We start from the raw sequence: 24181 nt of genomic DNA, 5'->3' as shown, positions 1-24181 counted from the left end.
GTGCGCAAGGTTGCCTTATTACGCTGGCAAAGCTCTGGCTCATAGGGTCATGCGCTGTACGTGGCGTGGCGGGGACCTCCTGCTCGGTGGCCCCCTGCTGTTCGGCGCTGTCGGTCCTCTCCCGCACTGACCGGCAGCGATGAAGGAGCCACGCGTGCTCGACCAAGGCGCACCCCCGCAGAACGACCATCAGTCCGCCCCGCCGCCTGGAGGCGTCGGGGCGCGGCTGATGCGCCGCAAGCCCGTGGAACGCCTGGTCATGGAGGGTGGCCAGGGTGAGGGCGGGTCGCTGCGGCGGTCCCTCGGACTGTGGCAGCTGACGATGATCAGCATCGGTGCCACGCTCGGCACCGGCATCTTCGTCGTCCTCGGCGAGGCCGTCCCCAAGGCCGGGCCCGCCGTCACCCTCTCCTTCGTGATCGCCGGTCTCACCGCGCTGTTCTCGGCCCTGTCGTACGCGGAGCTGGCTGGCACCATCCCGGTCTCCGGGTCCTCGTACTCGTACGCGTACGCAACGATGGGCGAGCTGGTCGCGTGGGTCTGCGGCTGGTGTCTGGTCCTGGAGTACGGGGTGTCGGTGTCGGCCGTCGCCGTCGGCTGGGGCGAGTACCTCAACGAGCTGCTGGACGGGACCATCGGCGTGACCATTCCGGCCGCGCTGTCCGCGCCGCCCGGCGACGGCGGGATCTTCAACCTGCCCGCGCTGATCGTCGTGCTGCTCGCGATGGCGTTCCTGCTGGGTGGGGCGAGGGAGTCCGCCCGGGCCAACACGATCATGGTCGTGGTGAAGATCGCCGCTCTGCTGCTCTTCTGCCTCATCGGTCTCCAGGGCTTCCGGTCCGGCAACTACGAGAACTTCATGCCGCTCGGCATGGCAGGTGTCAGCGCGGCCGGGGCGACGCTCTTCTTCTCGTACATCGGGTTCGACGCGGCCTCGACCGCCGGTGAGGAGGCGAAGAACGCGCAGCGCGATCTGCCGCGAGCGATCATGCTGTCCCTGGTCATCGTGACCGCGCTGTACGTGCTGGTCGCCGCCGTGGCGATCGGGGCGCGGCCCTGGGAGCGGTTCGGCGAGTCCGAGGCCGCGCTCGCCGGGATCATGAAGGACGTCACGGGGGACGCGTTCTGGGGGACGCTGCTGGCGGCCGGCGCCGTCATCGCCATCGCGAGTGTGGTGCTGACCGTGCTGTACGGGCAGACCCGCATTCTGTTCGCCATGTCCAGGGACGGGCTCGTGCCCAGGGCGTTCTCGCGCGTGCACCCGAGGACCGGGACGCCTCGCGTCAACACCTTGATCGTTTCGCTGTTCTGCGGTGTGCTCGCCGCGGCCATTCCGCTGGGGCAGCTCGCCGACGCGACGAGCATCGGCACGCTGTTCGCGTTCGCGCTGGTCAACGTGGCCGTCGTGGTGCTGCGGCGGACTCGGCCGGACATGCCGCGGACCTTCCGGGTGCCGCTGTCGCCGGTGCTGCCCGCGCTGGGGTTCGCGTTCTGCCTCTGGATGATGGGCAGCCTCGACACCGTCACCTGGGTCGTCTTCGGCGTCTGGATGGCTGTCGGACTCGTGTTCTACTTCAGTTACGGCTATCGCCGCTCCCGTCTCGCGACCCCTTCGACTCCATCGTCCCCATCGTCTCCATCAGCTCCGTCGACTCCAGAGAAGTGATCCACCCGCAGTGCTGAACGATCTCGACGAACGCATCGTGCACGCCCTCGCCGAGGACGCCCGCCGTTCCTACTCCGACATCGGCCAACTCGTCGGGCTCTCCGCGCCCGCGGTCAAACGGCGGGTGGACCGGCTGCGGGCCACCGGGGCGATCACCGGATTCACCGTTCGGGTGGATCCCGCCGCGCTCGGGTGGGAGACCGAGGGGTTCGTCGAGATCTACTGCCGGCGGAACACGTCGCCGGAGACGATCCAGCGGGGGCTGGAGCGGTACCAGGAGGTCGTCGCGGCCTCCACCGTCACCGGGGAAGCCGATGCCGTAGTGCAGGTTTTCGCCTCGGACATGCGGCACTTCGAGCGGGTGCTGGAGCGGATCGCCGGGGAGCCGTTCGTCGAGCGGACGAAGTCCGTGCTCGTGCTGTCGCCTTTGGTGCGGCGGTTCTCCTCCGGGGCGCCCGCCTGAGGGGGCGTGCCCCTCAGGGAGCCGCGGTCTTCCTCGCCAGCGCGTTGTTCCCTATCGAGTTGTGCACGCTGAAGCTCACCGCGTCCGGGCGGTAGCGGTCGTCGGACCATTCCACCGGGCGGCCCTCACGGGTGGTGGTGACGCGCCGGACGCGCAGGAGGGGGCTCGTGCGGCGCACGGCCAGGAACTCGGCGTCCTGGGCGCCGGCGGCCACGGCGTCGATGATGTGCTCGCCGTAGGCGAAGACCAGGCCCGTGTCGTCGAACAGGCGCTGGGTGACCGAGGGACAGTCCGCCTCGATGGGCTCGACGGCTGGGGAGATCCAGTCGGCGTAGACCGTGCGCTCCAGCAGGACGGGCAGGCCGTCGAGACCGCGCAGGCGCAGGACGTGCAGGACGCGGGCGCCCGGGGTGAGCTGGAGGCGCACGCGGTCCTCGGCGGTGGCGGTCCGGTACTCCTGGGCCACCACCCGGCCCGTCGCCTCGCGGCCCATCGCGCGCGCCCACTGGGCGAAGCTGCGCAACTCGGCGAAGCTCTGGCTGCGGCGGCCGGCCAGGACCACCCGGCGGGCGCCCTGGCGTGATCCGATGAGTCCCTCGGCGGTCAGGGTCGCCACCGCCTGACGGACGGTGCCGCGCGAGACGCCGTAGCGGGCCGCGAGTTCCGTCTCGGGGGGCAGCAGACTCCCCACCGTGTAGTCCTCACGGTCGATCGCCCGCCGCAGTGCCTCGGCGATCTCCTCGTGTCGCGCCGCCATGATCCCCCTCCGCTCGTCCGGTAGCCCGCTGTGCACAGCGTGGCCAGCCTAGTGAGGTGGCGAGGAAACTGCCGAACCAGTTGGCCGACCAGGGTTTGTGCGGGAAAACGTGCACGAGTATTTCGCCGGAGTTTACGTGCGTGATATGAAGCGCGGACCTAATGAGGCCAACTTGTTCAGACAAGTGCTCCACCCAGATCGTCCCTGCGCGTACCCCTGGAGAGCCCGTGACCCTCTTCCCGCCGAGAACCGCCGCCATCGGCGGCGCCCTCGCCGCCGCCGTACTCACCCTCAGCGCCTGTGGCGCGGCCCCCGAGACCACGACCACCACCGACGGCAAGAACGCGGCCACCGCGACCTCGGCGAAGGACTTCGGCGGCCTGGACGCGCTGGTCGCTGCGGCCAAGAAGGAGGGCACGCTCAACGCGATCGCCCTGCCCCGCGACTGGGCCAACTACGGCGCGCTGATCGACGGGTTCGAGAAGAAGTACGGCATCAAGATCGAGGTCGAGAACCCGGACGGGGCCAGCCAGGACGAGATCAACGCCGTCACCTCGCGCAAGGGACAGGACCGGGCGCCCGACGTGCTCGACCTCGGCAGCTCCTTCGCTCTGAGCGCCGCCCAGCAGGGGCTCCTCGCCCCGTACAAGGTGGCCGCGTTCGCCGACATCCCCGAGGGCCAGAAGGACCCGAAGGGCCAGTGGTACAACGACTACGGCGGCTACATATCCATCGGGTGCGACGCGAAGCGCGTGAAGGAATGTCCGGAGACCTTCGCCGACCTGCTGAAGCCGCAGTACAAGGGGCAGGTCGCGCTCAACGGCAACCCCACCAAATCCGGTTCCGCCTTCGGCGGGGTGTGGGCGGCCTCCCTGGCGAGCGGCGGCTCGTTCGACGACATCCAGCCCGGACTCGACTTCTTCGCCAAGCTGAAGAAGAACGGCAACTACACGCCCGTCGAGTCGACGCCGGCCACCGTCGAGAAGGGCGAGACGCCCATCAGCATCGACTGGGACTACCTGAACGCCGGGTACGCCGACGAGTTCAAGTCCAAGGGCGTCGACTGGAAGGTCGTCGTCCCTGAGGACGGCAGGTTCTCCCAGTACTACTCCCAGGCCATCAACAAGGACGCACCCCACCCGGCCGCCGCCCGGCTCTGGCAGGAGTACCTCTACAGCGCCGAGGGCCAGAACCTGTGGCTCGCCGGATACGCCCGCCCGGCCCTGATGACCGCCATGGAGAAGGCGGGCACGCTGGACGAGACCGCCGCGGCCAAGCTGCCCGAGGTGTCCGGCACGCCCGAGTTCCCGACCGAGGACCAGCAGACCAAGGCCAAGGACGTGCTCGGACAGGGCTGGGCCAAGGCGGTCTCCGGGTGACCGCCGTCGTCACCGAGGCCGACACGGCACTGGTGGCCGCCGCTTCCGTGAAGCGGCGGCCCCGCCCCGGCGGATGGCTCGCCGTGCTCCCGCTGCTGGCCTTCGTCGCGGTCGCCTTCGGGCTGCCCGCAGTCGCCATGCTGAACGGCGCGTTCACGGTCAAGGACCAGGCCACCGGCGCCACTTCGTACACCACGGCGAACATGACGGCCTCCGTGCAAGGGGCCTACCTCACGGCCATGCTCGGCAGCGTGAAGCTGTCCGCAGTCTCGGCCGGGCTCGCGGCCGTACTGGGACTGCCGCTCGCCCAGGCCGTGGTGACCTCCCGCTTCCCGGCGCTGCGCGAGGCCGTGCTCACGGCCTCCGGGGTGCTCGCCAACTTCGGCGGTGTCCCGCTCGCCTTCGCGTTCGTCGCCACCCTCGGCAACGCCGGTGTGCTGACCAGGCAGCTGGGTCTGACGGACAAGGGCTGGGACCTCTACAACTTCTGGGGACTGGTCATCGTCTACCTGTACTTCCTGATCCCGCTCATGGTCCTCACCATCACCCCCGCCCTCGACGGACTGCGCGTCCAGTGGCGGGAGGCCGCGCAGAACAACGGCGCCACCGGCCTCCAGTACTGGCTGCACGTGGCACTCCCCGTCCTCGCGCCCTCACTGCTCGGCGGGCTCGTCCTGCTCTTCGGCAGCGCCTTCGCCGCGTACGCCACCGCCGCGGCCATGGTGGGCAGCTCGATCCCGCTGGTCACCCTGCAGATCGCCGACGCCATCTCCGGCAACGTCCTGGTCGGCCAGGAGAACGTGGCGCTCGCCCTCAGCCTCGACATGGTCCTGATCGCCGGGCTGGTCATGGCGGTGTACCTGCCCCTGCAACGACGGAGCGCGCGATGGCTGGCCTGAACCCCGGGCGCCCGGCACTGCGGCGCCCTGCCCTGTGGCGCCCGCTCGTCCTCGCCTGCGCCGGGCTGTACTTCCTCGTCCCGCTCGCCGCCTCCGTGATCTTCACGGTCGATGTGCCGGGAGAGGGGATCACCTTCGACGCGTACGGCCGGATCCTCGGCACCGACGGCTTCGTGACCAGCCTGCTGCTCTCGCTGGAGCTGGCCGCCGTGACGATCGCCGTCGTACTGCTGCTGATGGTGCCCGCCATGGTCGCGCTGCGGCTCGGCGCGCCCAGGCTGCGGCCCGTCGTGGAGGTGGTGTGCTCCCTGCCGCTGGTGGTGCCGCCGATCGCGTTCGTCGCCGGGCTCGGGACCGTGCTCAAGTGGGGGCCCGAACACCTCTCCCGGACCCCGCTGTTCCAGACCTTCGTCGCGATCCAGAACCCCGACTTCCCCGTGGTGCTGGTCCTCGCCTACGTCGTGATGGCGCTGCCCTTCGTGTACCGGGCGCTGGACGCGGGGCTGCGCGCCATGGACGTGCCCACCCTCGTCGAGGCCGCCCGCAGCTGCGGGGCGAGCTGGCCGCAGGCGCTGGTGCGGGCCGTGCTGCCCAATCTGCGCGGGGCGCTGCTCAACTCGGCGTTCCTCACCCTGGCGCTCGTGCTCGGCGAGTTCACCGTCGCTCAGCTGCTGGGCTTCAGGCCGTTCGCCGTGTGGATCGTCAACGTCAGCGGCTCGCAGGCCCAGCTCTCCGTCGCCGTCTCGGTCCTCAGCCTGCTCGTCACCTGGGCCATGCTCCTCGCGCTCGCCTCGTTCGGCGGACGTACCCCAACCGCTTCCGCCTCCCGGGGATGAACCATGACCGTGCTTGAGAAAACAACGACCGACACCGCCGCCACCGTGGAATTCCGGGGCCTGCGCCGGGAGTTCGGGACCACCGTCGCCCTCGACGGGCTCGACCTGACCGTCCGGCCCGGTGAGCTGCTCGCACTGCTCGGCCCGTCCGGCTGCGGCAAGACCACCGCGCTGCGGATGCTCGCCGGCTTCGAACACCCCGACTCCGGCGAGGTGCTGGTCGACGGGGAGGACGTCACCCGCGTCCCGGCCCACCGGCGCGACGCCGGCATGGTCTTCCAGTCGTACAGCCTCTTCCCGCACCTCAGCGCCCTCGACAACGTGGCCTTCGGGCTGCGCATGCGCAAGGTGCGCACGGCCGAACGGCGCTCTAGGGCAGCCGAGTTGCTCGACCTCGTGGGCCTTGCCGACAAGGGTGCCCAATACCCCCATCAGCTCTCCGGCGGCCAGCAGCAGCGGGTCGCCCTCGCCCGGGCGCTCGCCCTGCGGCCCCGGGTGCTGCTGCTCGACGAACCGCTCTCCGCCCTTGACGCCAAGGTGCGGCTGACCCTCCGCGAGGAGATCCGCCGACTCCAGCAGGAGCTGGGCATCACCACCCTGTTCGTGACCCACGACCAGGAGGAGGCGCTGTCCATGGCCGACCGGGTCGCCGTGATGCACGCCGGGCGGCTCGAACAGTGCGCGGCCCCGGTCGAGTTGTACGGCCGTCCGGCCACCGCCTTCGTCGCCGAGTTCGTCGGCACGATGAGCCGGATCCCGGGCCGGCTGGACGGTACGACGGTCGAGGTGCTGGGCCGGCGGCTGCCCGTGGACGGCGCGGTGCCGACCGCCGCCGAAGTGGATGTACTCGTACGGCCGGAGGCGGTCGGGGTACGGGCGGACGACACCGGCGACGCCCGGGTGGTCGCCACCGCGTTCCTCGGTGCCGCCACCCGCCTCACCGTTCGGCTCGCCGACGGCACCGAGGTCAAGGCCGACCTGCCCACGCACGAGGCGGCGACCCTCGGCGCCGGAGCGGCCGTGACCGTGAGCCTCCCCGAGCGGCCGGTACTGGTCGCCGCGCGCGCCACCCGCTGAACACCCCCGCCCGGCCCCACGGCCGGGCGGCACCCGGACACCCCCACAGAAAGAGGAACCCTTGTCTCGACTGCCGCTCCAGGCCGCCCTGTTCGACATGGACGGCACGCTCGTCGACACCGAGCGGCTCTGGTGGGACGCGGTGGAAGAGGTGGCCGCCGACCTCGGGCGCACGCTGACCGAGGCCGACCAGCCGGACGTACTGGGCCGTCCGGTCGAGTACACCGCCGCCTGGCTCGCCGGGATCACGGGCGCACCGCGCGACGGGGTGGCCGCCGACCTGCACCGGGAGTTCGCCGACCGGGTCCGCACCGGGACCGTGCCCCGCCCGGGCGCCCTGGAGCTGCTGAGGGCCCTGGCCCGCGAGGGCGTCCCCACCGCCCTGGTCACCGCGTCCCCGCGAGCCGTCGCCGACACCGTCCTCGACGCCCTCGGCCGCGACCTGTTCGCCGTCTCCGTCACGGCGGACGACACCGAGCACACCAAGCCGGCCCCCGACCCGTACCTCGCCGCCTGCCACGCCCTCGGCGTCGACCCCGCCGCCTGTGTGGCCGTCGAGGACACCGAGAACGGTGTCGCCTCGGCCGAGGCGGCGGGCTGCGTGGTCCTCGCCGTGCCCTCACTCGCGCCGATCGACGAGGCCCCGGGGCGGACCGTACGGGAGAGCCTGGAGTCGGTGACCCCGGCGAGCCTGCGCCGGCTCGTCGCCCCCGACGGACCCGCCCTGCGCGTGATGACCTGGAATCTCTGGCACGGCGGCACCATGGTCCGTGACCACCGGGCCAAGCAGCTCAAGGTCATCACCGAGACGGACGTCGACGTGGTCGGCCTCCAGGAGACGTACGGCACCGCCGCGCAGGAACTCGCCGACGCCCTCGGCTGGCACCACCACCGGGCCGGCGACAACCTCGGCATCATCAGCCGCCACCCGATCACGGCCCGCTTCGGCGACCCCGACGTCGGCTTCTACGGGGCGGCGGGCGTCCGGATCAGGACCGGCTCCGGAAGCGAGGTGGACATCTGGACGGTCCATCTGGACTGCGAGCCGTACGGGCCCTACGAGGCCGCCTTCGACGGGCTGGAGGCCGCCGAGCTGATCGCCCACGAGGAGGTGCGGCTCGGCCGGCTGCGGGACTGCCTCAGCCGGATCGACGGCACCGTGCCGGTCGTCCTGGTCGGCGACTTCAACAGCCCGTCCCACCTCGACCGGCCGGACGTCGACTGGCCGGTCACCAGGGCCGCCGAGACGGCCGGCCTGCGCGACTCCTACCGCGAGGCCCACCCCGACCCCGTACGGGAGCCGGGCCACACCTGGTCGCCGATCCATGCCGAACACGAGGACGGCAGCGGTCGGTCGGAGCCGCAGGACCGGATCGACTTCGTCCTGCACCGGGGCCTCGCGGTGCTCGACTCCCGGACCCATGTCAGCGGCACACCCCGCACCTGGCCGGACGTCGAGGACAACGACTGGCCGTCGGACCACGCGGCGGTGATCACCACGTTCGCGCCGGTCACGGCCGCCCAGCACGAGTGACCCCGGAATCCCACTGCGCCGGAGGGTCCGACCCGACTAGCATCGGTGCCATGACCTGGCGACATTGATCCACCAGCCGTGCCTCCCGAGGGCCGCCTCGGACGCCGTATCCCCGACGTCCGAATCGCTCCTTCGGGAAGGCCTCATGACTCTCTCACCTGCACGTGTGCCCAGTGCCCGGACCAGCGGTGTCCGGCGGCTGACGGCCACGCTGTACGGATACGCGTTCCTCGACGACTTCGTGCTGCTCTACCCGGTGTACGCGCTGCTGTTCAGCGACTCCGGGCTGTCGATCTGGCAGATCTCCTCACTGTTCGCCCTGTGGTCGATCACCGGGATCGTGCTGGAGGTGCCGTCCGGCGCCTGGGCCGATGCCGTCTCCCGACGGCTGCTGCTGTGGCTGGGCCCGCTGCTCACCGCCGCCGGCTTCGCGCTGTGGGTGATCGTCCCGTCGTTCTGGGCCTTCGCCCTCGGCTTCGTCCTCTGGGGCGTGCGCGGTGCGCTCGGCTCCGGTGCGCTGGAAGCGTTGGTGTACGACGAACTCGACCGGCTGGGCGCTGCCGACAGGTACGCGCGTGTCATCGGCCGGGCCCAGGCGTTCGGGATGGTCGCCGTGATGGCGGCGATGGGGCTGGCCGGGCCGGTTCTCGACTTCGGCGGCTATCCGGCCGTGGGTGCGGCGAGTGTGCTGGTCTGCTTGCTGACCTCGGTGGCGGCGACGCGGTTCCCCGAGCACCGGGAAGCGGTGGCTCACGAGAAGCATCGGGTGTCCACCCTCACCACCCTGCGGGCCGGGCTCGTCGAGGCCCGTCGGGATCGTTCCGTACGCGGGGCGCTGCTGCTCGTTCCGGCCGTCGGTGCGATTTGGGGTGCGCTCGATGAGTACACCCCGTTGCTGGTCCGGGACACCGGGGTGGCCGAGCAGACGGTTCCGTATCTGCTGCTGGTGATCTGGGTGGGGCCGGCGATCGGCAGCCTGTTGACCGGGGTGGGGGAGCGGTTGAGCACGGCCGGGCTCGGGGTGGTGCTGGCGGGCTCGGCGTTCGCGCTGGCCGTGGGTACGTTGATGGGCACACCGGTCGGCATCGGGCTGGTGGCCGTCGCCTTCGGAGGCTTCCAACTGGTCAACGTGCTCGCCGACGCACGGCTGCAGGACCGGATCGAAGCGGCTCGCCGGGCGACTCTGACGTCCGTCGCGAGCATGGGGACCGAGATGGCGACGGTCGCTGTCTTCGGCGCGTACGCCCTGATCGGTGCGTCTTACGCGCACGGGGTCGCGTTCGCCTTGTTCGCGGTGCCGTACCTGGTGACGGCTCTGGTGTTGACGCGGAGGGGGCGGAAGGGCGCCTAGCGGGCGGGGCGTGGGGTCGGCGGCCGGCTGGGGGCTTGTTCGCGGCTGGTCGCGCCCGCGCGGCGGAGCCGCGTATCCAACCACGGCCCCACGCCCCTTGAATGGGCCCTTCGCAAGAAGTGCGCAATGAATCGTCGTCCACCCCACCCCGCACGCAACGAATCCCTCATCGGCGCGCAATGGCTGCCGCTTGTCCGGTGCGGGCGGCCGACCGTACCGTCTAACTGGCCCCCAAACCCCCCTTTGTCCCGGTGAGGAACACGCATGCGTACCGCCCTGCTCCAGAGCTCCGGTCGTCCCGGCTCGGTCGTCGGGAACCTGAAGGTGCTCGACGAGGCCGCGGGGCGGGCGGCCGCGGGTGGGGCGGGGCTGTTGGTGGCGCCGGAGATGTTCTTGACCGGGTACGCGATCGGCGATGACATCGGTCGGCTCGCCGAGGCCGCCGACGGTGACTCGGCCGACGCGGTCGCCGACATCGCGGGACGGCACGGGATCGCGATCGCGTACGGGTATCCGGAACGTGCCGGTGAGACGGTCTTCAACTCCGCCCAGCTCATCTCCGCCGACGGCATCCGGCTCGCCGACTACCGCAAGACCCATCTCTTCGGCTGCTTCGAGCGGGACCACTTCACGCCGGGCGAGCAGCCCGTCGTACAGGCCGAACTGGGCGGGCTCCGGATCGGGATCATGATCTGCTACGACGTGGAGTTCCCGGAGAACGTCCGCGCGCACGCCCTCGCCGGGACCGATCTGCTCGTGGTGCCGACGGCCCAGATGCACCCGTTCCAGTTCGTCGCCGAGTCGATGATCCCGGTGCGGGCCTTCGAGAACCAGATGTATGTCGCGTACGTCAACCGGGTCGGCCGGGAAGGGGAGTTCGAGTTCGTCGGGCTGTCCACGCTGGTCGGGCCCGACGGGGTCGCGCGCACCCGAGCCGGGCGCCACGAGGAACTCGTCCTGGCCGATGTCGACCCCGCTCTCCTCGCGGCTTCCCGCGAGGCGAACCCGTATCTGAACGACCGCCGTCCCGGCCTCTACGGGTCCCTCGTCTGAGATCCACCACCCTCTGCCTTTCTTGTCGCAAGGAGTCCGTACCCCATGACGTCCACCGTGCCCAACGCCATCGAGCACGCAGACGAGCAGCAGCCGCCGATCACCATGTTCGGGCCGGACTTCCCGTACGCGTACGACGACTTCCTCGCCCACCCGGCCGGTCTGGGCCAGATTCCGGCGACCGAGCACGGCACCGAGGTGGCGGTCATCGGCGGTGGGCTGTCCGGCATCGTGGCGGCGTACGAGCTGATGAAGATGGGACTGAAGCCCGTCGTGTACGAGGCCGACCGGATCGGCGGGCGGCTGCGGACGGTGGGGTTCGAGGGGTGCGATCCGTCGCTCACCGCCGAGATGGGCGCGATGCGCTTCCCGCCGTCCTCCACGGCGCTCCAGCACTACATCGACCTGGCGGGGCTCGAGACCCGGCCCTTCCCCAATCCCCTTGCCGACGCGACGCCTTCGACCGTCGTCGACCTCAAGGGTGAGTCGCACTACGCCGAGACGATCGACGACCTGCCGCAGGTGTACCGGGACGTCGCCGCGGCCTGGAACGCCTGCCTCGAAGAGGGCGCCGACTTCTCCGACATGAACCGGGCGCTGCGCGAGCGGGACGTGCCGCGCATCCGGGAGATCTGGGCGAAGCTCGTCGAGCGGCTCGACAACCAGACCTTCTACGGCTTCCTCTGCGACTCAGAGGCCTTCAAGTCCTTCCGGCACCGCGAGATCTTCGGCCAGGTCGGCTTCGGCACGGGCGGCTGGGACACCGACTTCCCGAACTCCATCCTGGAGATCCTGCGGGTCGTCTACACCGAGGCCGACGACCACCACCGCGGCATCGTCGGCGGCAGCCAGCAGCTTCCGCTGCGGCTCTGGGAGCGCGAGCCGGAGAAGATCGTGCACTGGCCGCACGGGACGTCGCTGAAGTCCCTGCATGCCGATGGCGAGCCGCGGCCCGCCGTGACCCGGCTGCACCGGACCGCCGGCAACCGGATCACCGTGACGGACGCGAACGGGGACATCCGTACGTACCAGGCGGCGATCTTCACCGCCCAGTCCTGGATGCTGCTGTCGAAGATCGCCTGCGACGACTCGCTCTTCCCGATCGACCACTGGACGGCGATCGAGCGGACCCACTACATGGAGTCCAGCAAGCTGTTCGTCCCCGTCGACCGGCCCTTCTGGCTGGACAAGGCCGTCGACGAGAGGGGAAACCCGACCGGCCGTGACGTCATGTCGATGACGCTCACCGACCGTATGACGCGCGGTACCTACCTCCTCGACGACGGTCCGGACAAGCCCGCCGTCATCTGCCTCTCCTACACGTGGTGCGACGACAGCCTGAAGTGGCTGCCGCTGTCCGCGAGCGAGCGGATGGAGGTCATGCTGAAGTCGCTCGGCGAGATCTATCCGAAGGTCGACATCCGGAGCCACATCATCGGCAACCCGGTGACCGTCTCCTGGGAGAGCGAGCCCTTTTTCATGGGCGCCTTCAAGGCCAACCTGCCGGGCCACTACCGCTACCAGCGGCGCCTTTTCACGCACTTCATGCAGGACCGGCTGCCCGAGGACAAGCGGGGCATCTTCCTCGCCGGCGACGACATCTCCTGGACGGCCGGCTGGGCCGAGGGCGCGATCCAGACCGCTCTCAACGCGGTCTGGGGCGTCATGCACCACTTCGGCGGGGCGACCGACGCGACCAACCCCGGGCCGGGGGACGTCTACGACGAGATCGCGCCGGTGGAACTCCCGGAGGACTAGGGCCTGATCGACCGCCCTAGACCCCGGCCGCCCGCGCCGACGCGTACACCTCGGCGGCCACGTCCTTGAGCTCCTCGGCGTCCCGCAGGGCGTACTGGAGGTCGAGGAAGATCTCGTCGAGGCCGATCGCGGCGTGGGCGGCGAGGTCCTCGGCGAGCTGGTCGGCGTTGCCCTGGAAGGGATGGCGGTCGGCACCCTCGTAGGCCTTGCGCTGGTACTGCACGTTGATCCGCAGCACCGACCGGAGCGGCCTGATGCGGCGGCGCTCGGTGGCCAGATTCCGTAACTGGCGCCACTGGGTGGCCAGTTCCTCGACGCCCAGGCCGACCGGCAGCCAGCCGTCGGCGTGGTCGACGAGTCTGCGCCGGGCTCTCGCGGTGCTCCCGGAGAGCAGTATGGGGATCGGCCGGCGCGGCTTGGGGCCGACCACGGCGGAGGCGATCTTGGTGAGCCGTCCGTCGTACGACACCGGGTCCGGGCCCCAGACCGCCCGGCACACCCCGATCAGCTCCTCCAGCACCTGGCCGCGCTCCTCGAAGGGCCGGACCGCCGCCGCGGCGTACTCGTCGAGGGACCAGCCCGTGCCGAGCCCCGCGACCACCCGGCCGCCGCTCGCCGCGTCCAGCGAGGCGAGCGACTTGGCGAGTTGGAACGGCACGTGCAGCGGTGCGATCAGGCTCGTGCCCAGCCGGACCCGCTCGGTGGCCGCCGCGGCCAGCGTGAGGGTGACCAGGGGCTCGGCCACATGCCGGTAGTGGTCCGGCCAGGGCAGGCCCTCCAGGCCGTACAGGCCCTGCGACGGTGGCTCCGGGAACAGGGCCCGTTCGAAGACCCACAGACTGTCGTAGCCGATGCCCTCGGCCGTACGCGCCACGTCAGGCACGTCCTTTCCGATGTCGTACTGCCGCATCTGGGGAAGGGCGAGCCCGAGCCGTAACGCCATGCCGTGTGCTCCTCTGCGAGGGATCTTCTCAAGTCGAACGTATTACGTTCACAAGGGAGTGCGCCCGGCGCGGGTGGGTTCGCTTCGGTACGGAAGTGGCGTCAGCGGCGTGCGGTTCAGTGCGGCAGCGGTGTCAGCAGCATGCGGCCCGCCAGGCCCACCGCCGCGTCCAGACGGCGGCCGAGCTCCTCGGCGAGATCGGGGAGTTCGCGTAGCGCCCAGAGCGCGCGGGCGGCCGACCAGGTGGCCTCACGGGCCCGTTCCAGGCTCCACGCGCCGAGCAGATGGGTGAGCGGATCGGCGATCTGGAGGAGATCGGGACCCGGCATCAGCTCCTCGCGGATGCGCTCCTCCAGCGACACGAGGACATCGCCCACCTGCTCGAACTCGTCCTCCAGATCGACGGGTTCGCAGCCGAGCGTACGACAGGTGTCCACGACGGCGAGTGCGAGATCGTGCCCGATGTGCGCATTGATGCCGGAGAGGGCGAACTGCAGCGGTCGTACGCCGGGATGGCGCCGGAACTGCAGCAACGGCCGCCAGCACGCGGGCGTCCACCCTCCCTCGGCGACCCGCAGATACCGCTCGGCGAAGAGCACGTCCAGGGTGATCGCGGCCTCGGCGTCCGGGAAGCGGCCGGCGTCCAGCCGCCGGTCGATGGCCTCCGTGACGGCGAGGTAGACGCGGTTGAAGACCGCGACCCCGTCCCTCTCGGGCAGGACCGAATCGAGGGCGCGCATACGGGAGACGACTGTGTCCACTGAGTCCATGGAATTGGTGAAATGTTCCAACTGCGCCATAGGGGGCAGGGTCCCAGGCCTACGCTGTCACCGGTGCCGCCGTGCCCGGCGCGTCCCCGGAACGGGGTAACGCGGGCGCGACGGAAAGTACCGGGAAGCCGGGGAGGCTTCGGTCCGGGGAGCAGGGGGGAGCACTACGTGTCAGGCTTACGCGCCCAGCGTCTGGCCGCACGCCGAGCCGAGCGCAGGCGGGCGGCGAGGCGCAGCGCCATGGTGGCCGCCGCGGCGGTCGTGGTAGTCGTCGGCACCGTCACCGGCACGGTGACCGCGTTGAACGGCGACAGAGGCGCCGACGAGGCCCTACCGCTGATGAGCCCCTCGCCGGGCCTCCCGTCCGGTCCGTCCGAACCGGCCGAGCCGAACGATCCGACTCCGGGCTCGCCCTCCCCGTCGCGGACCTCACCCCCCTCGGCGCCGTCGAAGTCGCCCGACGCCTCCAAGGAGGCCAGGGTGCGGCCCTCGGCGGAGAAGACCGAACAGCGGACGGAACCCGTGACCGACTCCGGCGAGCTCTACCGCCACCCCGACTCCCAGGTCCTCGACTGGGTCCGCGACAACCCGGACGACCCGCGCGGCGCCGTCATCGAGGCCGGCATCGCCGACCGGCCGGCCGCCGTCTGGTTCACCGACCCGACCCCGGCCATCGCCACCTCCCAGGTCGCGGCGGTCGCCTCCGGAGGCGCCGCGCAGGGGCGGGTGCCGGTCCTCGTGGCGTACGCGATCCCGGACCGCGACTGCGGCGGGGCCTCGCAGGGCGGGGCGTCGAGCCTGGAGGCGTACGACGCGTGGATCGACGCGTTTGCCGCCGGGCTCGGCTCGGACGACGTCATCGTGATCCTGGAGCCGGACGCGATCGCCCAGTCCGACTGCCTCTCCGCCGGCGCCCGCGCCGACCGCTTCGCCTCGCTCGCCCGCGCCGGCCGCGTCATGAAGGCGGCCAACCCCAACGCCCGCGTCTACTACGACGCCGGGCACTCGGAATGGAACGCGCCGGACAAACAGGCCGCACTCCTCCGCCAGGCGGGCGCCGCCTCGCTCGACGCCTCCGACGGCGTCTTCAGCAACGTGTCGAACTTCAACCCCACCGACTCCGAGGCCGCCTACACCCGCCAGGTACTCGACGCCCTCGGCGGCCCCGCGGGCCTCGGCGCCGTCATCGACACCAGCCGCAACGGCAACGGCGCCCCGGCCGACGGCGAATGGTGCGACCCCGCCGGCCGCAGCCTCGGCCGGTCACCGACCCTCGACACGGGAGAGCCCCGCGTCGACGCCTACCTGTGGGTGAAGCTGCCGGGTGAGTCCGACGGGTGCCGGGGGAGGGCGGGGGCGTTCTCACCGGGGTACGCGTACGAGCTGGCACGGGGGTGAGAGGCCCCGGCGGCGGACGTCCGTGGTCGGGGCCGGCCGGCCCTGCGTACGGGACCCACTGAGCGTTCGCCCGGGACCGCTTCAGGCCTTCGGGTCGGGGACCACCGCGTCCGGCCGATTGACCCGAAGGCTGTCCCGCTCCCCGGTGCGCAGCACGCCCGCGAAGCCGACGAGCCCGCACGCCAGCACGGTCACCAGGCCGAACGACACGACCAGGCTGGTCAGCTGCGCCAGACCGCCGATCGCGCTCGGCGCGACCAGCCCGGAGGTGTACGTGATGGTCGCGACGCCCGCGATGGCCTGGCTGGGGTTCGGTCCGCTGCGGCCGGCGGCGGCGAAGCAGAGCGGTACGACGACGGCGATGCCCAGGCCCATCAGCGCGAAGCCGGACATCGCGACCGCCGGATGGTTCGCGACGACGATCAGCAGACCGCCGAGCGCGGCGAGGACACCGCCCGCCCGTACGGTGCGGACCGCGCCGAAACGGTTGACCACCGCGTCGCCCGCGATCCGGGCCAGCGCCATGGTCAGCATGAAACCGGTGGTGCACGCCGCCGCGAGCCCGGCCGAGGCCGCCAACTGGTCCCGCAGATAGACCGCCGACCAGTCCAGGGCCGCACCCTCCGCGAAGACCGCGCAGAACCCCACCGCGCCGATCAGCAGCGCCGACTTCGGCGGCAGCGCGAACCGGGGCGGCGGCTCCTCGTCCTCGGTGGGCCTGAGGTCCAGCACCCACTGGCAGGCGACCAGACCGAGGACGGTCAGCGTGGCCGCCGCCAGGACGTGGTGCAGCCGGGCGTCCGAGCCCAGGTGGGCGGCGAGTGTGCCGGCCGCCGAGCCGACGAGGGCGCCCGCGCTCCACATGCCGTGCAGACCCGACATGATCGACTTTCCGAGACGGTTCTCGACCTCGACGCCGAGCGCGTTCATCGCCACGTCCGCCATGCCCGCCGTCGCGCCGTACACGAACAGCGCGAGGCACAGCGTCCACAGGTTCGGGGCGAGGGCCGGCAGAACCAGCGCGATCGTCCACAGCGAGATCAGCCCGCGCAGCGCCGTACGGGCCCCGAAGTGGTGGCTGATCCGGCCCGCGAGCGGCATCGCCACGGACGCGCCGATCGCCGGGAAGGCGAGCGCGAGACCCAGTTGGCCCGCGCTCACCCCGGCATGGTCCTGGATCCACGGGACGCGGGTCGCGAACGAGCCGGTGACGGCACCGTGCACGGCGAACACGGCCGCCACGGCGTACCGCGCCCGCCTCACCTCGCGCTGCTCGTAGACCACCGCGCTCATTGTCCGCCCTCCCTGGTTCTCCGGAACCCCTGGACCCGCCCTGTCGGTGGCACCCGGCCTCCGCTCGCGCCGCGTAAACTATCAGGAACCCTTCCTGATAGATAGGGAGTATCGCCCGAGGCCCACCGGCCGTACGGCGCCGCCGATCTGGGAGGATCCCGGCATGCCCGCATCACCCAGCACCGCCCGGGCCATCAACGACCGGCTCGCCCTGCGGCTGCTGCAGCAGGAAGGGCCGCTGACGGCAGGGCAGTTGAAGCAGCTCACCGGCCTGTCCCGGCCCACGGTCGCCGACCTCGTGGAGCGCCTGGCGGCCGCCGGGCTGATCGAGGTCGTGGGGGAGTCGGGGAAGCAGCGGCGTGGGCCCAACGCCCGCCTCTACGGCATCATCGCCGACCGGGCGCACCTCGCCGCCCTCGATGTGCGCACCGAGGGCGTCACGGTGGTCGTCACCGATCTGGTCGGCACGGAGCTGGCGCGGGCGTCCGTCCCGATCGCGGACGACACCGGCACGGGACCCGCGGTGGAGCAGGCGGTCACCCTGGTGGAGCGCGCCGCGAAGGAAGCGGGCGCCGACCGGCTGCACACGGTGGTGATCGGCGCCCCCGGGCTGATCGACCCGGCCACGGGCGAGCTCCGGAACTCCACCGGCCTCCCCGAGTGGCACCGTCGCCTGGTCGCCGCCCTCGGCGAACGCCTCCCGGCCCGCGTCCTCGTCGAGAACGAGACGAACCTCGCCGCCCTCGCCGAACAGCGCGACGGCGTCGCCCGCGACCGCGACACCTTCGTCCTCCTCTGGCTCGGCCTCGGCACCGGCGCCGCCGTCGTCCTCGACGGTCACCTCCGCCGGGGTGCCTCCGGCGGCACGGGCGAGATCGGCTTCCTCCCCGTCCCGGGCACCACCACGATCCCCTCGGCCACCGACTGCGAGGGCGGCTTCCACTCCCTGGGCGGCGCCGCGGCGGTGGCGGCACTGGCCGCCGAGCACGGGGTGGTGGCCGCCGGGGAGGGGCACGAGCCGTATGCGGCCGCGTTGGTGCGGGCGGCTGTGGCGGGGCTTTCGGGGGGCGGGGCGGCTGCCTCGGCGGACAGACCGGGTCCTGCGGCGGGCGCGACGGGCGGCTCGCCCAGCGCGACGGGCGACATGGCGGCGGGCGGGGACAGATCGGCGGACGTGGCGGGTCGCTCGGCGGGGACCGGGAGCCCATCAGCGGAGGTGGCGGGGGCCACGAGCCGATCCGGGGACCCGGCGGGGGTGTCGGCGGGGGTCACGAGCCGATCTGCGGGAGCCACGAGCTCCCTCGCGGAGGGCCTGAGCTTCTCGGCCGACACCGCGTACCGCGCAGTGGGGACGGCGGAACCCTCGGCGGGTGCCGGGTGCCTTTCGGCGAAGAGGCAGGACTCCTCGACAGAGGCAGGGAGCCCACCGGAGGACGGAACACACCCTTCGCCGCACGAAACCCGCCGCTCGGCGGCACCCGCCCCCTCGGCCGGCCCCGACGCCCGCTTCCTCGACGCCCTGGCCGACCGCCTGGCCATCGGCGCCGCCTCCGTCGTCGCTGTCCTCGACCCCGGTTGTGTGGTGCTCGGCGGCGAGGTCGGGCAGGCAGGTGGGGACGTGCTCGCCGCCCGTGTGGAGGCCCGGCTGACGGCCATGTCGCCGCTGCCGACCGAGGTCCGGCCCAGCGGCCTCGGCGGAGCAGCCGTTCTGCGGGGCGCGCTGCTCATGGCCCGGGAAGCGGCTCAGGACGAGCTGTTCGCACCGGCGCCTCGGTGACCCGTAAGGTCCTCGGCCTCGGTGACCGCAAGGTCCTCGGCGCCCCCGTGACGCACAAGGCCACCGCCGCCTCGGTGACCCATAAGGCCCCGTCGCCTCGGTGACCCGTAAGCCTCTGGCGCTTTGGTGACCCGTTTGGGCCCGCCCCGTCACCGACACGGTCACCCACAGGATCGCCCCGCCCCGCCGTTGACGCCTGACCACGAGCGCGCATCCCATCCCCCACCCCTCACCGCATCTTCGGGCTCCCGAACCGCTCCACCAGGTGCTCCGCGAACGTTCCCTTGCCCACGGCTCGCTCCGGCGTGAGGTGGCCACCGGCCCGAAAGCCCCGGTACGCCTTGCCGAACAGGGGCACGTTCAGCAGGCGGCGCCGACGGCCGGTGGCCGCCAGGTAGGCGTGGGCCAGTTCGGGAAAGGTCAGGATCTCGGGGCCGCCCATGTCGTCCACGCGTCCGGCGGGGGCGCCGACGGCCAGTTCGGCCAGGCGGTCGGCGACCTCGGCGACGGCGACGGGCTGGTCGCTCACCCCGGCGGGCAGCAGCATGACCGGCGGCTTGGCGAGGACCTGGAAGAGCATCACGAGGAGGTCGTGGAACTGGGTCGCGCGGAGGGTCGTCCAGCCCAGTCCCGACTCCTCGACCAGCCGCTCGACGGCCAGCTTGGACCGGTAGTAGGGGAACGGCACCCGGTCCACGCCGACGATCGAGATGTAGACCAGGTGCCGTACCCCGGCCCGGCGCGCGGCCGCGATCAGGTTCGCCGTCGCCTTCTCGTCGCCCCCGCGCGGCGAGGTCATGCAGTGCACGATCGTGTCCACCCCCGCCACAGCCGTGTCCAGCCCGCTGCCACCCGCGACGAGATCGACGGCGTACGGCTGCGCGTGCCGGCTCAGCACCCGCACCTCGTGCCCGGCCGCCCGCAGCCGCTCGGTGACGGGCCGGCCGAGGACGCCGGTGCCGCCGGTCACCAGGATCGTGGTCATGCTGTTTCCATCCCCTTCGTACGCCGGACGCTCCCGGCTGGAGACGCCCTACGGCAACTACGACAGGGCAGCCCCCGTGGAATGTGACAACCGCGCCGATGAAATTCGGCGCGGTCATCCTCCGGCCGACTGCCGTCCCGCGAACTCCAGCCTGTCCGGGTTCACCACGACCCGCATGTCCGTCACCACACCGCCCCGGAAACCGTCGGAGGTCGGCTGGAGCGCACACCCGCGCTCCTCCGGAGGGAGGATGGGACCCGGCGGCGGGGCAAGGGCCGTCGTCACCGCCGCCGGGCCGTTCGAGGCGGGTACCGCGCCGCCGGACTTTAAAAGGACTAGACCAAGCCGGTCAAGGGGTCAGGGCCGCTTCGAGTGGGGCCGGTGTCACGGAAGTTGACCCATGGTCAGTGATAGCCGAAACCCGTCGGTATCCGCTGCGGAAGTCCAGTGACACGGCCTGTGAGCCACCCCACAGCCCTCACCCGCATGGGTGCCGATCGGGCGTGGCACACTGGCCATGTACCAGAAGCAGCGCACTCCGGGGTCGGTGAAAGTCCGAACCGGCGGTTACAGTCCGCGACCCGGTCGCTTCCAGCGGCCGGTTGACCAGGTGAAATTCCTGGACCGACGGTTAAAGTCCGGATGGGAGGCAGTGCGCGGCGGGCGGGCATGCGTGCGCGCCGCCGTCTGTTTTTGGCCTATCCCGACAGGGGTGGGCCTTACGCGGCGTCGCTCCCCATGTCGCTGTCCGCTCATGTCTGTCGTCTTCGACAGCCCCGGAGTCCGTGCCCTTACGAGGCAGGAGGACCCGGGAAGTGTTCACCGGAATCGTCGAAGAGCTGGGTGAAGTCACCGCCGTCGAGAACCTCGGCGACTCCTCCCGCTTCCAATTGCGTGGCCCCGTCGTCACGCAGGGCGCGCGCCACGGCGACTCCATCGCCGTCAACGGCGTCTGTCTCACGGTCGTGGAGCACGAGGACGACTGGTTCACCGCCGACGTCATGGCGGAGACCCTCGAACGCTCCAGCCTCGGCGCCCTGAGCGTCGGCTCCCGCGTCAACCTCGAACGCCCCATGGCCGTCGGCGAACGCCTCGGCGGGCACATCGTGCAGGGCCACGTCGACGGCACGGGCCAGGTCATCGAGCGCAAGCCGTCCGAGAACTGGGAGATCGTCAAGATCTCGCTCCCCGCCGACCTCACCCGGTACGTCGTCGAGAAGGGCTCCATCACCGTCGACGGCATCAGCCTCACCGTCGTCGACGCCGGCCCCGACCACTTCACCGTCAGCCTCATCCCGACCACCCTCGACCTGACCACGCTCGGCCGCAAGCAGCCCGGCGACCCGGTCAACCTCGAGGTCGACGTCATCGCCAAGTACGTCGAGCGGCTGCTGGGCACGCAGGGAGCGCACACCCAGGGGGCAGGCACTCAGGGAGCGCACACCCAAGGGGCAGGCACTCAGGAGGCGGCGAAGTGAATTCGCTGAACTCCGTCGCCTTCACCGCCTTCGGCCAGCAGATCCTCTGGTCGGACATGATCGGCAACATCCTCGGCCTGATCGCCCTCGCCCTCGGCGCGATCCGCTCCCTGTGGAACTGGCCCGTGCAGTTCCTCTCCGGCCTCATCCTCTTCGGCGCCTTCGTGGGTCACCTGACCGGCAGCGCCGGCAAGCAGGTCGTCGTCATGGCCGTCGCCGCGTACGGCTGGTGGCAGTGGAACCGCACGAAGGGACGGACGGCGGACGGGGCCATCGCCCCGCGCTTCGCCACCTGGCGCGAGCGCGGCTTCCTCATCGGCGGCGCCGTCCTCGGCACCCTCGCGGTCGGCGCGCTCTTCACCGCCTTCCCGACCCTGTCCTGGGACCCCTGGCCGGACGCGTACATCTTCACCGGCACCATCGTCGCCATGTACGCCCAGGCGCGCGGCATGGTCGAGTTCTGGTTCGCCTGGCTGCTGGTCGACCTCGTGGGCGTACCGCTCAACTTCGCCAACGGCTACGCCTTCTCCGGTTTCGTCTACATCATCTACGGCGTGCTCGTTCTGTGGGGCATGCGCGACTGGTGGCTGCGCTCCCGCAAGCCCGCCCTGGAAGGAGCCCCCGCATGACTACGGCGCCGATCCTGTACAGCACCGACGACATCGAGAACTTCGGGCTCGACCCCATCGAGCAGGCCATTGCCGACATCGCGGCGGGCCGCCCGGTCGTGGTCGTCGACGACGAGGACCGCGAGAACGAGGGCGACCTCGTCATCGCCGCCGAGAAGGCCACCCCCGAGATCGTCGCCTTCATGATGAGCGAGTGCCGGGGCATGATCTGCGCCCCCATGGAGGGCGACGAACTGGACCGGCTCGAACTGCCGCAGATGGTCCAGCAGAACACCGAGTCCATGCGCACCGCCTTCACCGTCACCGTCGACGCCGCTCCCCAGCACGGCGTCACCACCGGCATCTCCGCCTCCGACCGCGCCACCACCCTCCAGCTCCTGGCGAGCGGCACGGCCGAGCCGGGCGACTTCGTCCGCCCCGGCCACATCTTCCCGCTGCGCGCCCGGTCCGGCGGGGTGCTCGTGCGCGACGGCCACACCGAGGCCGCCGTCGACCTCGCCCGCCTCGCGGGCCTGCGCCCGGCCGGTGCCATCGTGGAGATCGCCGGCGAGGACGGCCGCATGCTGCGGCTTCCCGAACTGATCCCGTTCGCCCGCAAGCACGGCCTGACGATCATCTCCATCGAGGACCTGATCGCCTACCGCCGCTCCTCCGAGCCCACCGTCAAGCGCGAGGCGAAGACCCAACTCCCCACCGCCTTCGGCGACTTCACGGCGTACGGCTACCGCTCCACCGTCGACGGCGTCGAGCATGTCGCCCTCGTCCACGGTGAGATCGGCGACGGCGAGGACGTCCTCGTCCGCGTCCACTCCGAATGCCTCACCGGCGACATCTTCCACTCCCTGCGCTGCGACTGCGGCCCCCAGCTCCAGACCTCCCTCGAACGCATCGCCACCGAGGGCCGGGGTGTCGTCGTCTACCTGCGCGGCCACGAGGGCCGCGGCATCGGACTGCTGTCCAAGCTGCGCGCGTACGAACTCCAGGAGCTCGGCCGAGACACCCTCGACGCCAACCTGGAGCTGGGCCTGCCCGCCGACGCCCGGGACTACGGCGCCGGCGCACAGATCCTCCAGGACCTGGGCGTCCGCAGCCTGCGTCTGATGACCAACAACCCCGAGAAGACCGACGCCCTCGTCCGCCATGGCCTTGTCGTCAACGACCGCGAGCCGATGCCCGTCCGCGCGGGCGAGCACAACCTCCGCTATCTGCGCACCAAGCGGGACCGGATGGGCCACGACCTGCCCTGGCTGGACACGACCACCGCGTCCACCTGCGGCAACCAGTAACACCAGCGGCAAAACCAGCGAGTAAGAGTTTCAGGAACCAAGGAGCAACGTGAGCGGCAAGGGTGCACCCGAACTGTCCGTACGGAACTGCGGCGACCTGCGCGTCGCGGTCATCGCGGCCCAGTGGCACGAGAAGGTGATGGACGGCCTCGTCGACGGCGCCCTGCGCGCCCTGCGCGACCTGGGCATCGACGAGCCGACCCTCCTGCGGGTCCCCGGCAGCTGGGAGCTCCCCGTCGTCGCCAAGGTCCTCGCGGGCCGCGGCTACGACGCGATCGTCGCCCTCGGCGTCGTCATCCGCGGCGGAACCCCCCACTTCGAGTACGTGTGCCAGGGCGTCACCCAGGGCCTCACCCAGGTCTCCGTCGACACCGGTGTCCCCATCGGCTTCGGCGTGCTGACCTGCGACACGGAGGAACAGGCCCTGGACCGCGCGGGCATCGAGGGCTCGAACGAGGACAAGGGGCACGAGGCGGTGACGGCGGCCGTGGCGACCGCTGCCACCCTCCGCTCAGTATCCGAACCCTGGCGCTGAGACATCGGCGGTTGCGCGTAGGCTGAGCATCACCATGTCCAAGAAGACGTTCGAGGAGCTCTTCACCGAGCTCCAGCACAAGGCCGCCAACGGCGACCCCGCCACTTCCCGCACCGCTGAACTGGTCGAGAAGGGCGTCCATGCCATCGGCAAGAAGGTCGTCGAAGAGGCCGCCGAGGTCTGGATGGCCGCCGAGTACGAGGGCAAGGAAGCGGCCGCCGAGGAGATCTCGCAGCTGCTGTACCACGTCCAGGTGATGATGGTCGCCCGCGGCATCTCCCTGGACGACGTGTACGCCCACCTCTGAGCCGCTA

The 24181-nt window shown here is 71.3% G+C and carries 22 protein-coding genes and 1 riboswitch; of the genes, 17 read left to right on the top strand and 5 right to left on the bottom strand.

Features of this window, described 5'->3' with window-relative positions; genetic code table 11:
• The first annotated feature begins 154 nt into the window (after positions 1–154).
• Together JIX55_RS10240 and JIX55_RS10235 are read left to right on the top strand one after the other, a co-directional pair.
• Positions 155–1666 (top strand): amino acid permease, encoded by a 1512-nt coding sequence (locus JIX55_RS10240; protein WP_257562995.1) that lies wholly within the window; start codon positions 155–157, stop codon positions 1664–1666.
• A 10-nt stretch (positions 1667–1676) separates the two neighbouring features.
• The gene (locus JIX55_RS10235) at positions 1677–2129 is read left to right on the top strand and encodes an Lrp/AsnC family transcriptional regulator (protein WP_257562994.1); all 453 of its coding nucleotides are present in this window, start codon (positions 1677–1679) and stop codon (positions 2127–2129) included.
• A gap of 13 nt (positions 2130–2142) precedes the next feature.
• Here JIX55_RS10235 and JIX55_RS10230 read toward each other — a convergent pair whose 3' ends face one another.
• Positions 2143–2886 (bottom strand): GntR family transcriptional regulator, encoded by a 744-nt coding sequence (locus JIX55_RS10230; protein ID WP_257562993.1) that lies wholly within the window; start codon positions 2884–2886, stop codon positions 2143–2145.
• 227 nt (positions 2887–3113) lie between these two features.
• Here JIX55_RS10230 and JIX55_RS10225 point away from each other — a divergent pair, with 227 nt between their 5' ends.
• The 8 genes from JIX55_RS10225 (at position 3114) to JIX55_RS10190 (ending at position 12773) form a co-directional block, all read left to right on the top strand.
• Positions 3114–4265 carry an ABC transporter substrate-binding protein gene (locus JIX55_RS10225; RefSeq protein WP_257562992.1) on the top strand — a complete coding sequence of 384 codons (1152 nt, stop codon included), beginning with the start codon at positions 3114–3116 and terminating at the stop codon, positions 4263–4265.
• The gene (locus JIX55_RS10220; protein ID WP_257562991.1) at positions 4262–5164 is read left to right on the top strand and encodes an ABC transporter permease; all 903 of its coding nucleotides are present in this window, start codon (positions 4262–4264) and stop codon (positions 5162–5164) included. Before JIX55_RS10225 ends, JIX55_RS10220 begins: the two co-directional genes overlap by 4 nt.
• Positions 5152–6000 (top strand): ABC transporter permease, encoded by an 849-nt coding sequence (locus JIX55_RS10215; RefSeq protein WP_257562990.1) that lies wholly within the window; start codon positions 5152–5154, stop codon positions 5998–6000. Before JIX55_RS10220 ends, JIX55_RS10215 begins: the two co-directional genes overlap by 13 nt.
• A gap of 3 nt (positions 6001–6003) precedes the next feature.
• Positions 6004–7077 carry an ABC transporter ATP-binding protein gene (locus tag JIX55_RS10210; RefSeq protein WP_257562989.1) on the top strand — a complete coding sequence of 358 codons (1074 nt, stop codon included), beginning with the start codon at positions 6004–6006 and terminating at the stop codon, positions 7075–7077.
• 61 nt (positions 7078–7138) lie between these two features.
• Positions 7139–8611 carry an HAD-IA family hydrolase gene (locus JIX55_RS10205; RefSeq protein WP_257562988.1) on the top strand — a complete coding sequence of 491 codons (1473 nt, stop codon included), beginning with the start codon at positions 7139–7141 and terminating at the stop codon, positions 8609–8611.
• A gap of 145 nt (positions 8612–8756) precedes the next feature.
• On the top strand, positions 8757–9962 hold the full coding sequence (locus tag JIX55_RS10200) for an MFS transporter (protein WP_257562987.1): 1206 nt from the start codon (positions 8757–8759) through the stop codon (positions 9960–9962).
• Between the two features lie 264 nt (positions 9963–10226).
• Positions 10227–11015 carry a carbon-nitrogen hydrolase family protein gene (locus JIX55_RS10195; protein ID WP_257562986.1) on the top strand — a complete coding sequence of 263 codons (789 nt, stop codon included), beginning with the start codon at positions 10227–10229 and terminating at the stop codon, positions 11013–11015.
• A gap of 45 nt (positions 11016–11060) precedes the next feature.
• Positions 11061–12773, top strand: coding sequence for a flavin monoamine oxidase family protein (locus JIX55_RS10190; RefSeq protein WP_257562985.1), 1713 nt, complete (start codon positions 11061–11063; stop codon positions 12771–12773).
• 16 nt (positions 12774–12789) lie between these two features.
• On the opposite strand, the gene JIX55_RS10185 is transcribed toward JIX55_RS10190, so the two are convergent.
• Positions 12790–13716, bottom strand: coding sequence for an LLM class F420-dependent oxidoreductase (locus tag JIX55_RS10185; protein ID WP_257562984.1), 927 nt, complete (start codon positions 13714–13716; stop codon positions 12790–12792).
• Positions 13717–13832: 116 nt separating this feature from the next.
• Positions 13833–14516 (bottom strand): DUF5995 family protein, encoded by a 684-nt coding sequence (locus JIX55_RS10180; RefSeq protein WP_257562983.1) that lies wholly within the window; start codon positions 14514–14516, stop codon positions 13833–13835.
• Between the two features lie 210 nt (positions 14517–14726).
• Here JIX55_RS10180 and JIX55_RS10175 point away from each other — a divergent pair, with 210 nt between their 5' ends.
• On the top strand, positions 14727–15884 hold the full coding sequence (locus tag JIX55_RS10175; protein WP_257569280.1) for a glycoside hydrolase family 6 protein: 1158 nt from the start codon (positions 14727–14729) through the stop codon (positions 15882–15884).
• Between the two features lie 81 nt (positions 15885–15965).
• On the opposite strand, the gene JIX55_RS10170 is transcribed toward JIX55_RS10175, so the two are convergent.
• A complete protein-coding gene (locus JIX55_RS10170; RefSeq protein WP_257562982.1) occupies positions 15966–17177 on the bottom strand; it encodes an MFS transporter in 1212 nt (403 codons plus the stop codon).
• Between the two features lie 163 nt (positions 17178–17340).
• Between JIX55_RS10170 and JIX55_RS10165 the strand changes: the two genes are divergently transcribed.
• A complete protein-coding gene (locus JIX55_RS10165; protein ID WP_257562981.1) occupies positions 17341–18954 on the top strand; it encodes an ROK family protein in 1614 nt (537 codons plus the stop codon).
• Positions 18955–19183: 229 nt separating this feature from the next.
• On the opposite strand, the gene JIX55_RS10160 is transcribed toward JIX55_RS10165, so the two are convergent.
• Positions 19184–19939 (bottom strand): SDR family oxidoreductase, encoded by a 756-nt coding sequence (locus tag JIX55_RS10160; RefSeq protein ID WP_257562980.1) that lies wholly within the window; start codon positions 19937–19939, stop codon positions 19184–19186.
• Positions 19940–20468: 529 nt separating this feature from the next.
• Positions 20469–20599, top strand: a riboswitch (FMN riboswitch).
• A 155-nt stretch (positions 20600–20754) separates the two neighbouring features.
• Here JIX55_RS10160 and JIX55_RS10155 point away from each other — a divergent pair.
• From JIX55_RS10155 to JIX55_RS10135, 5 genes are read left to right on the top strand one after another with little or no spacing between them, the layout of a single operon-like run.
• Positions 20755–21417, top strand: coding sequence for a riboflavin synthase (locus JIX55_RS10155; RefSeq protein ID WP_257562979.1), 663 nt, complete (start codon positions 20755–20757; stop codon positions 21415–21417).
• Positions 21414–22046 carry a nicotinamide mononucleotide transporter family protein gene (locus JIX55_RS10150; RefSeq protein WP_257562978.1) on the top strand — a complete coding sequence of 211 codons (633 nt, stop codon included), beginning with the start codon at positions 21414–21416 and terminating at the stop codon, positions 22044–22046. The genes JIX55_RS10155 and JIX55_RS10150 overlap by 4 nt, the downstream gene beginning before the upstream one ends.
• Positions 22043–23332 (top strand): bifunctional 3,4-dihydroxy-2-butanone-4-phosphate synthase/GTP cyclohydrolase II, encoded by a 1290-nt coding sequence (locus JIX55_RS10145; RefSeq protein ID WP_257562977.1) that lies wholly within the window; start codon positions 22043–22045, stop codon positions 23330–23332. The genes JIX55_RS10150 and JIX55_RS10145 overlap by 4 nt, the downstream gene beginning before the upstream one ends.
• Positions 23333–23381: 49 nt before the next feature.
• Complete coding sequence (ribH, locus tag JIX55_RS10140; RefSeq protein ID WP_257547672.1) at positions 23382–23867, top strand: 6,7-dimethyl-8-ribityllumazine synthase; 486 nt, start codon at positions 23382–23384, stop codon at positions 23865–23867.
• 34 nt (positions 23868–23901) lie between these two features.
• Positions 23902–24174 (top strand): phosphoribosyl-ATP diphosphatase, encoded by a 273-nt coding sequence (locus JIX55_RS10135; RefSeq protein ID WP_257562976.1) that lies wholly within the window; start codon positions 23902–23904, stop codon positions 24172–24174.
• The last annotated feature ends 7 nt before the right edge of the window (positions 24175–24181 follow it).

The organism is Streptomyces sp. DSM 40750, from assembly GCF_024612035.1.
GTDB lineage: Bacteria > Actinomycetota > Actinomycetes > Streptomycetales > Streptomycetaceae > Streptomyces.
This window is presented reverse-complemented; position numbering and strand designations above follow the sequence as displayed.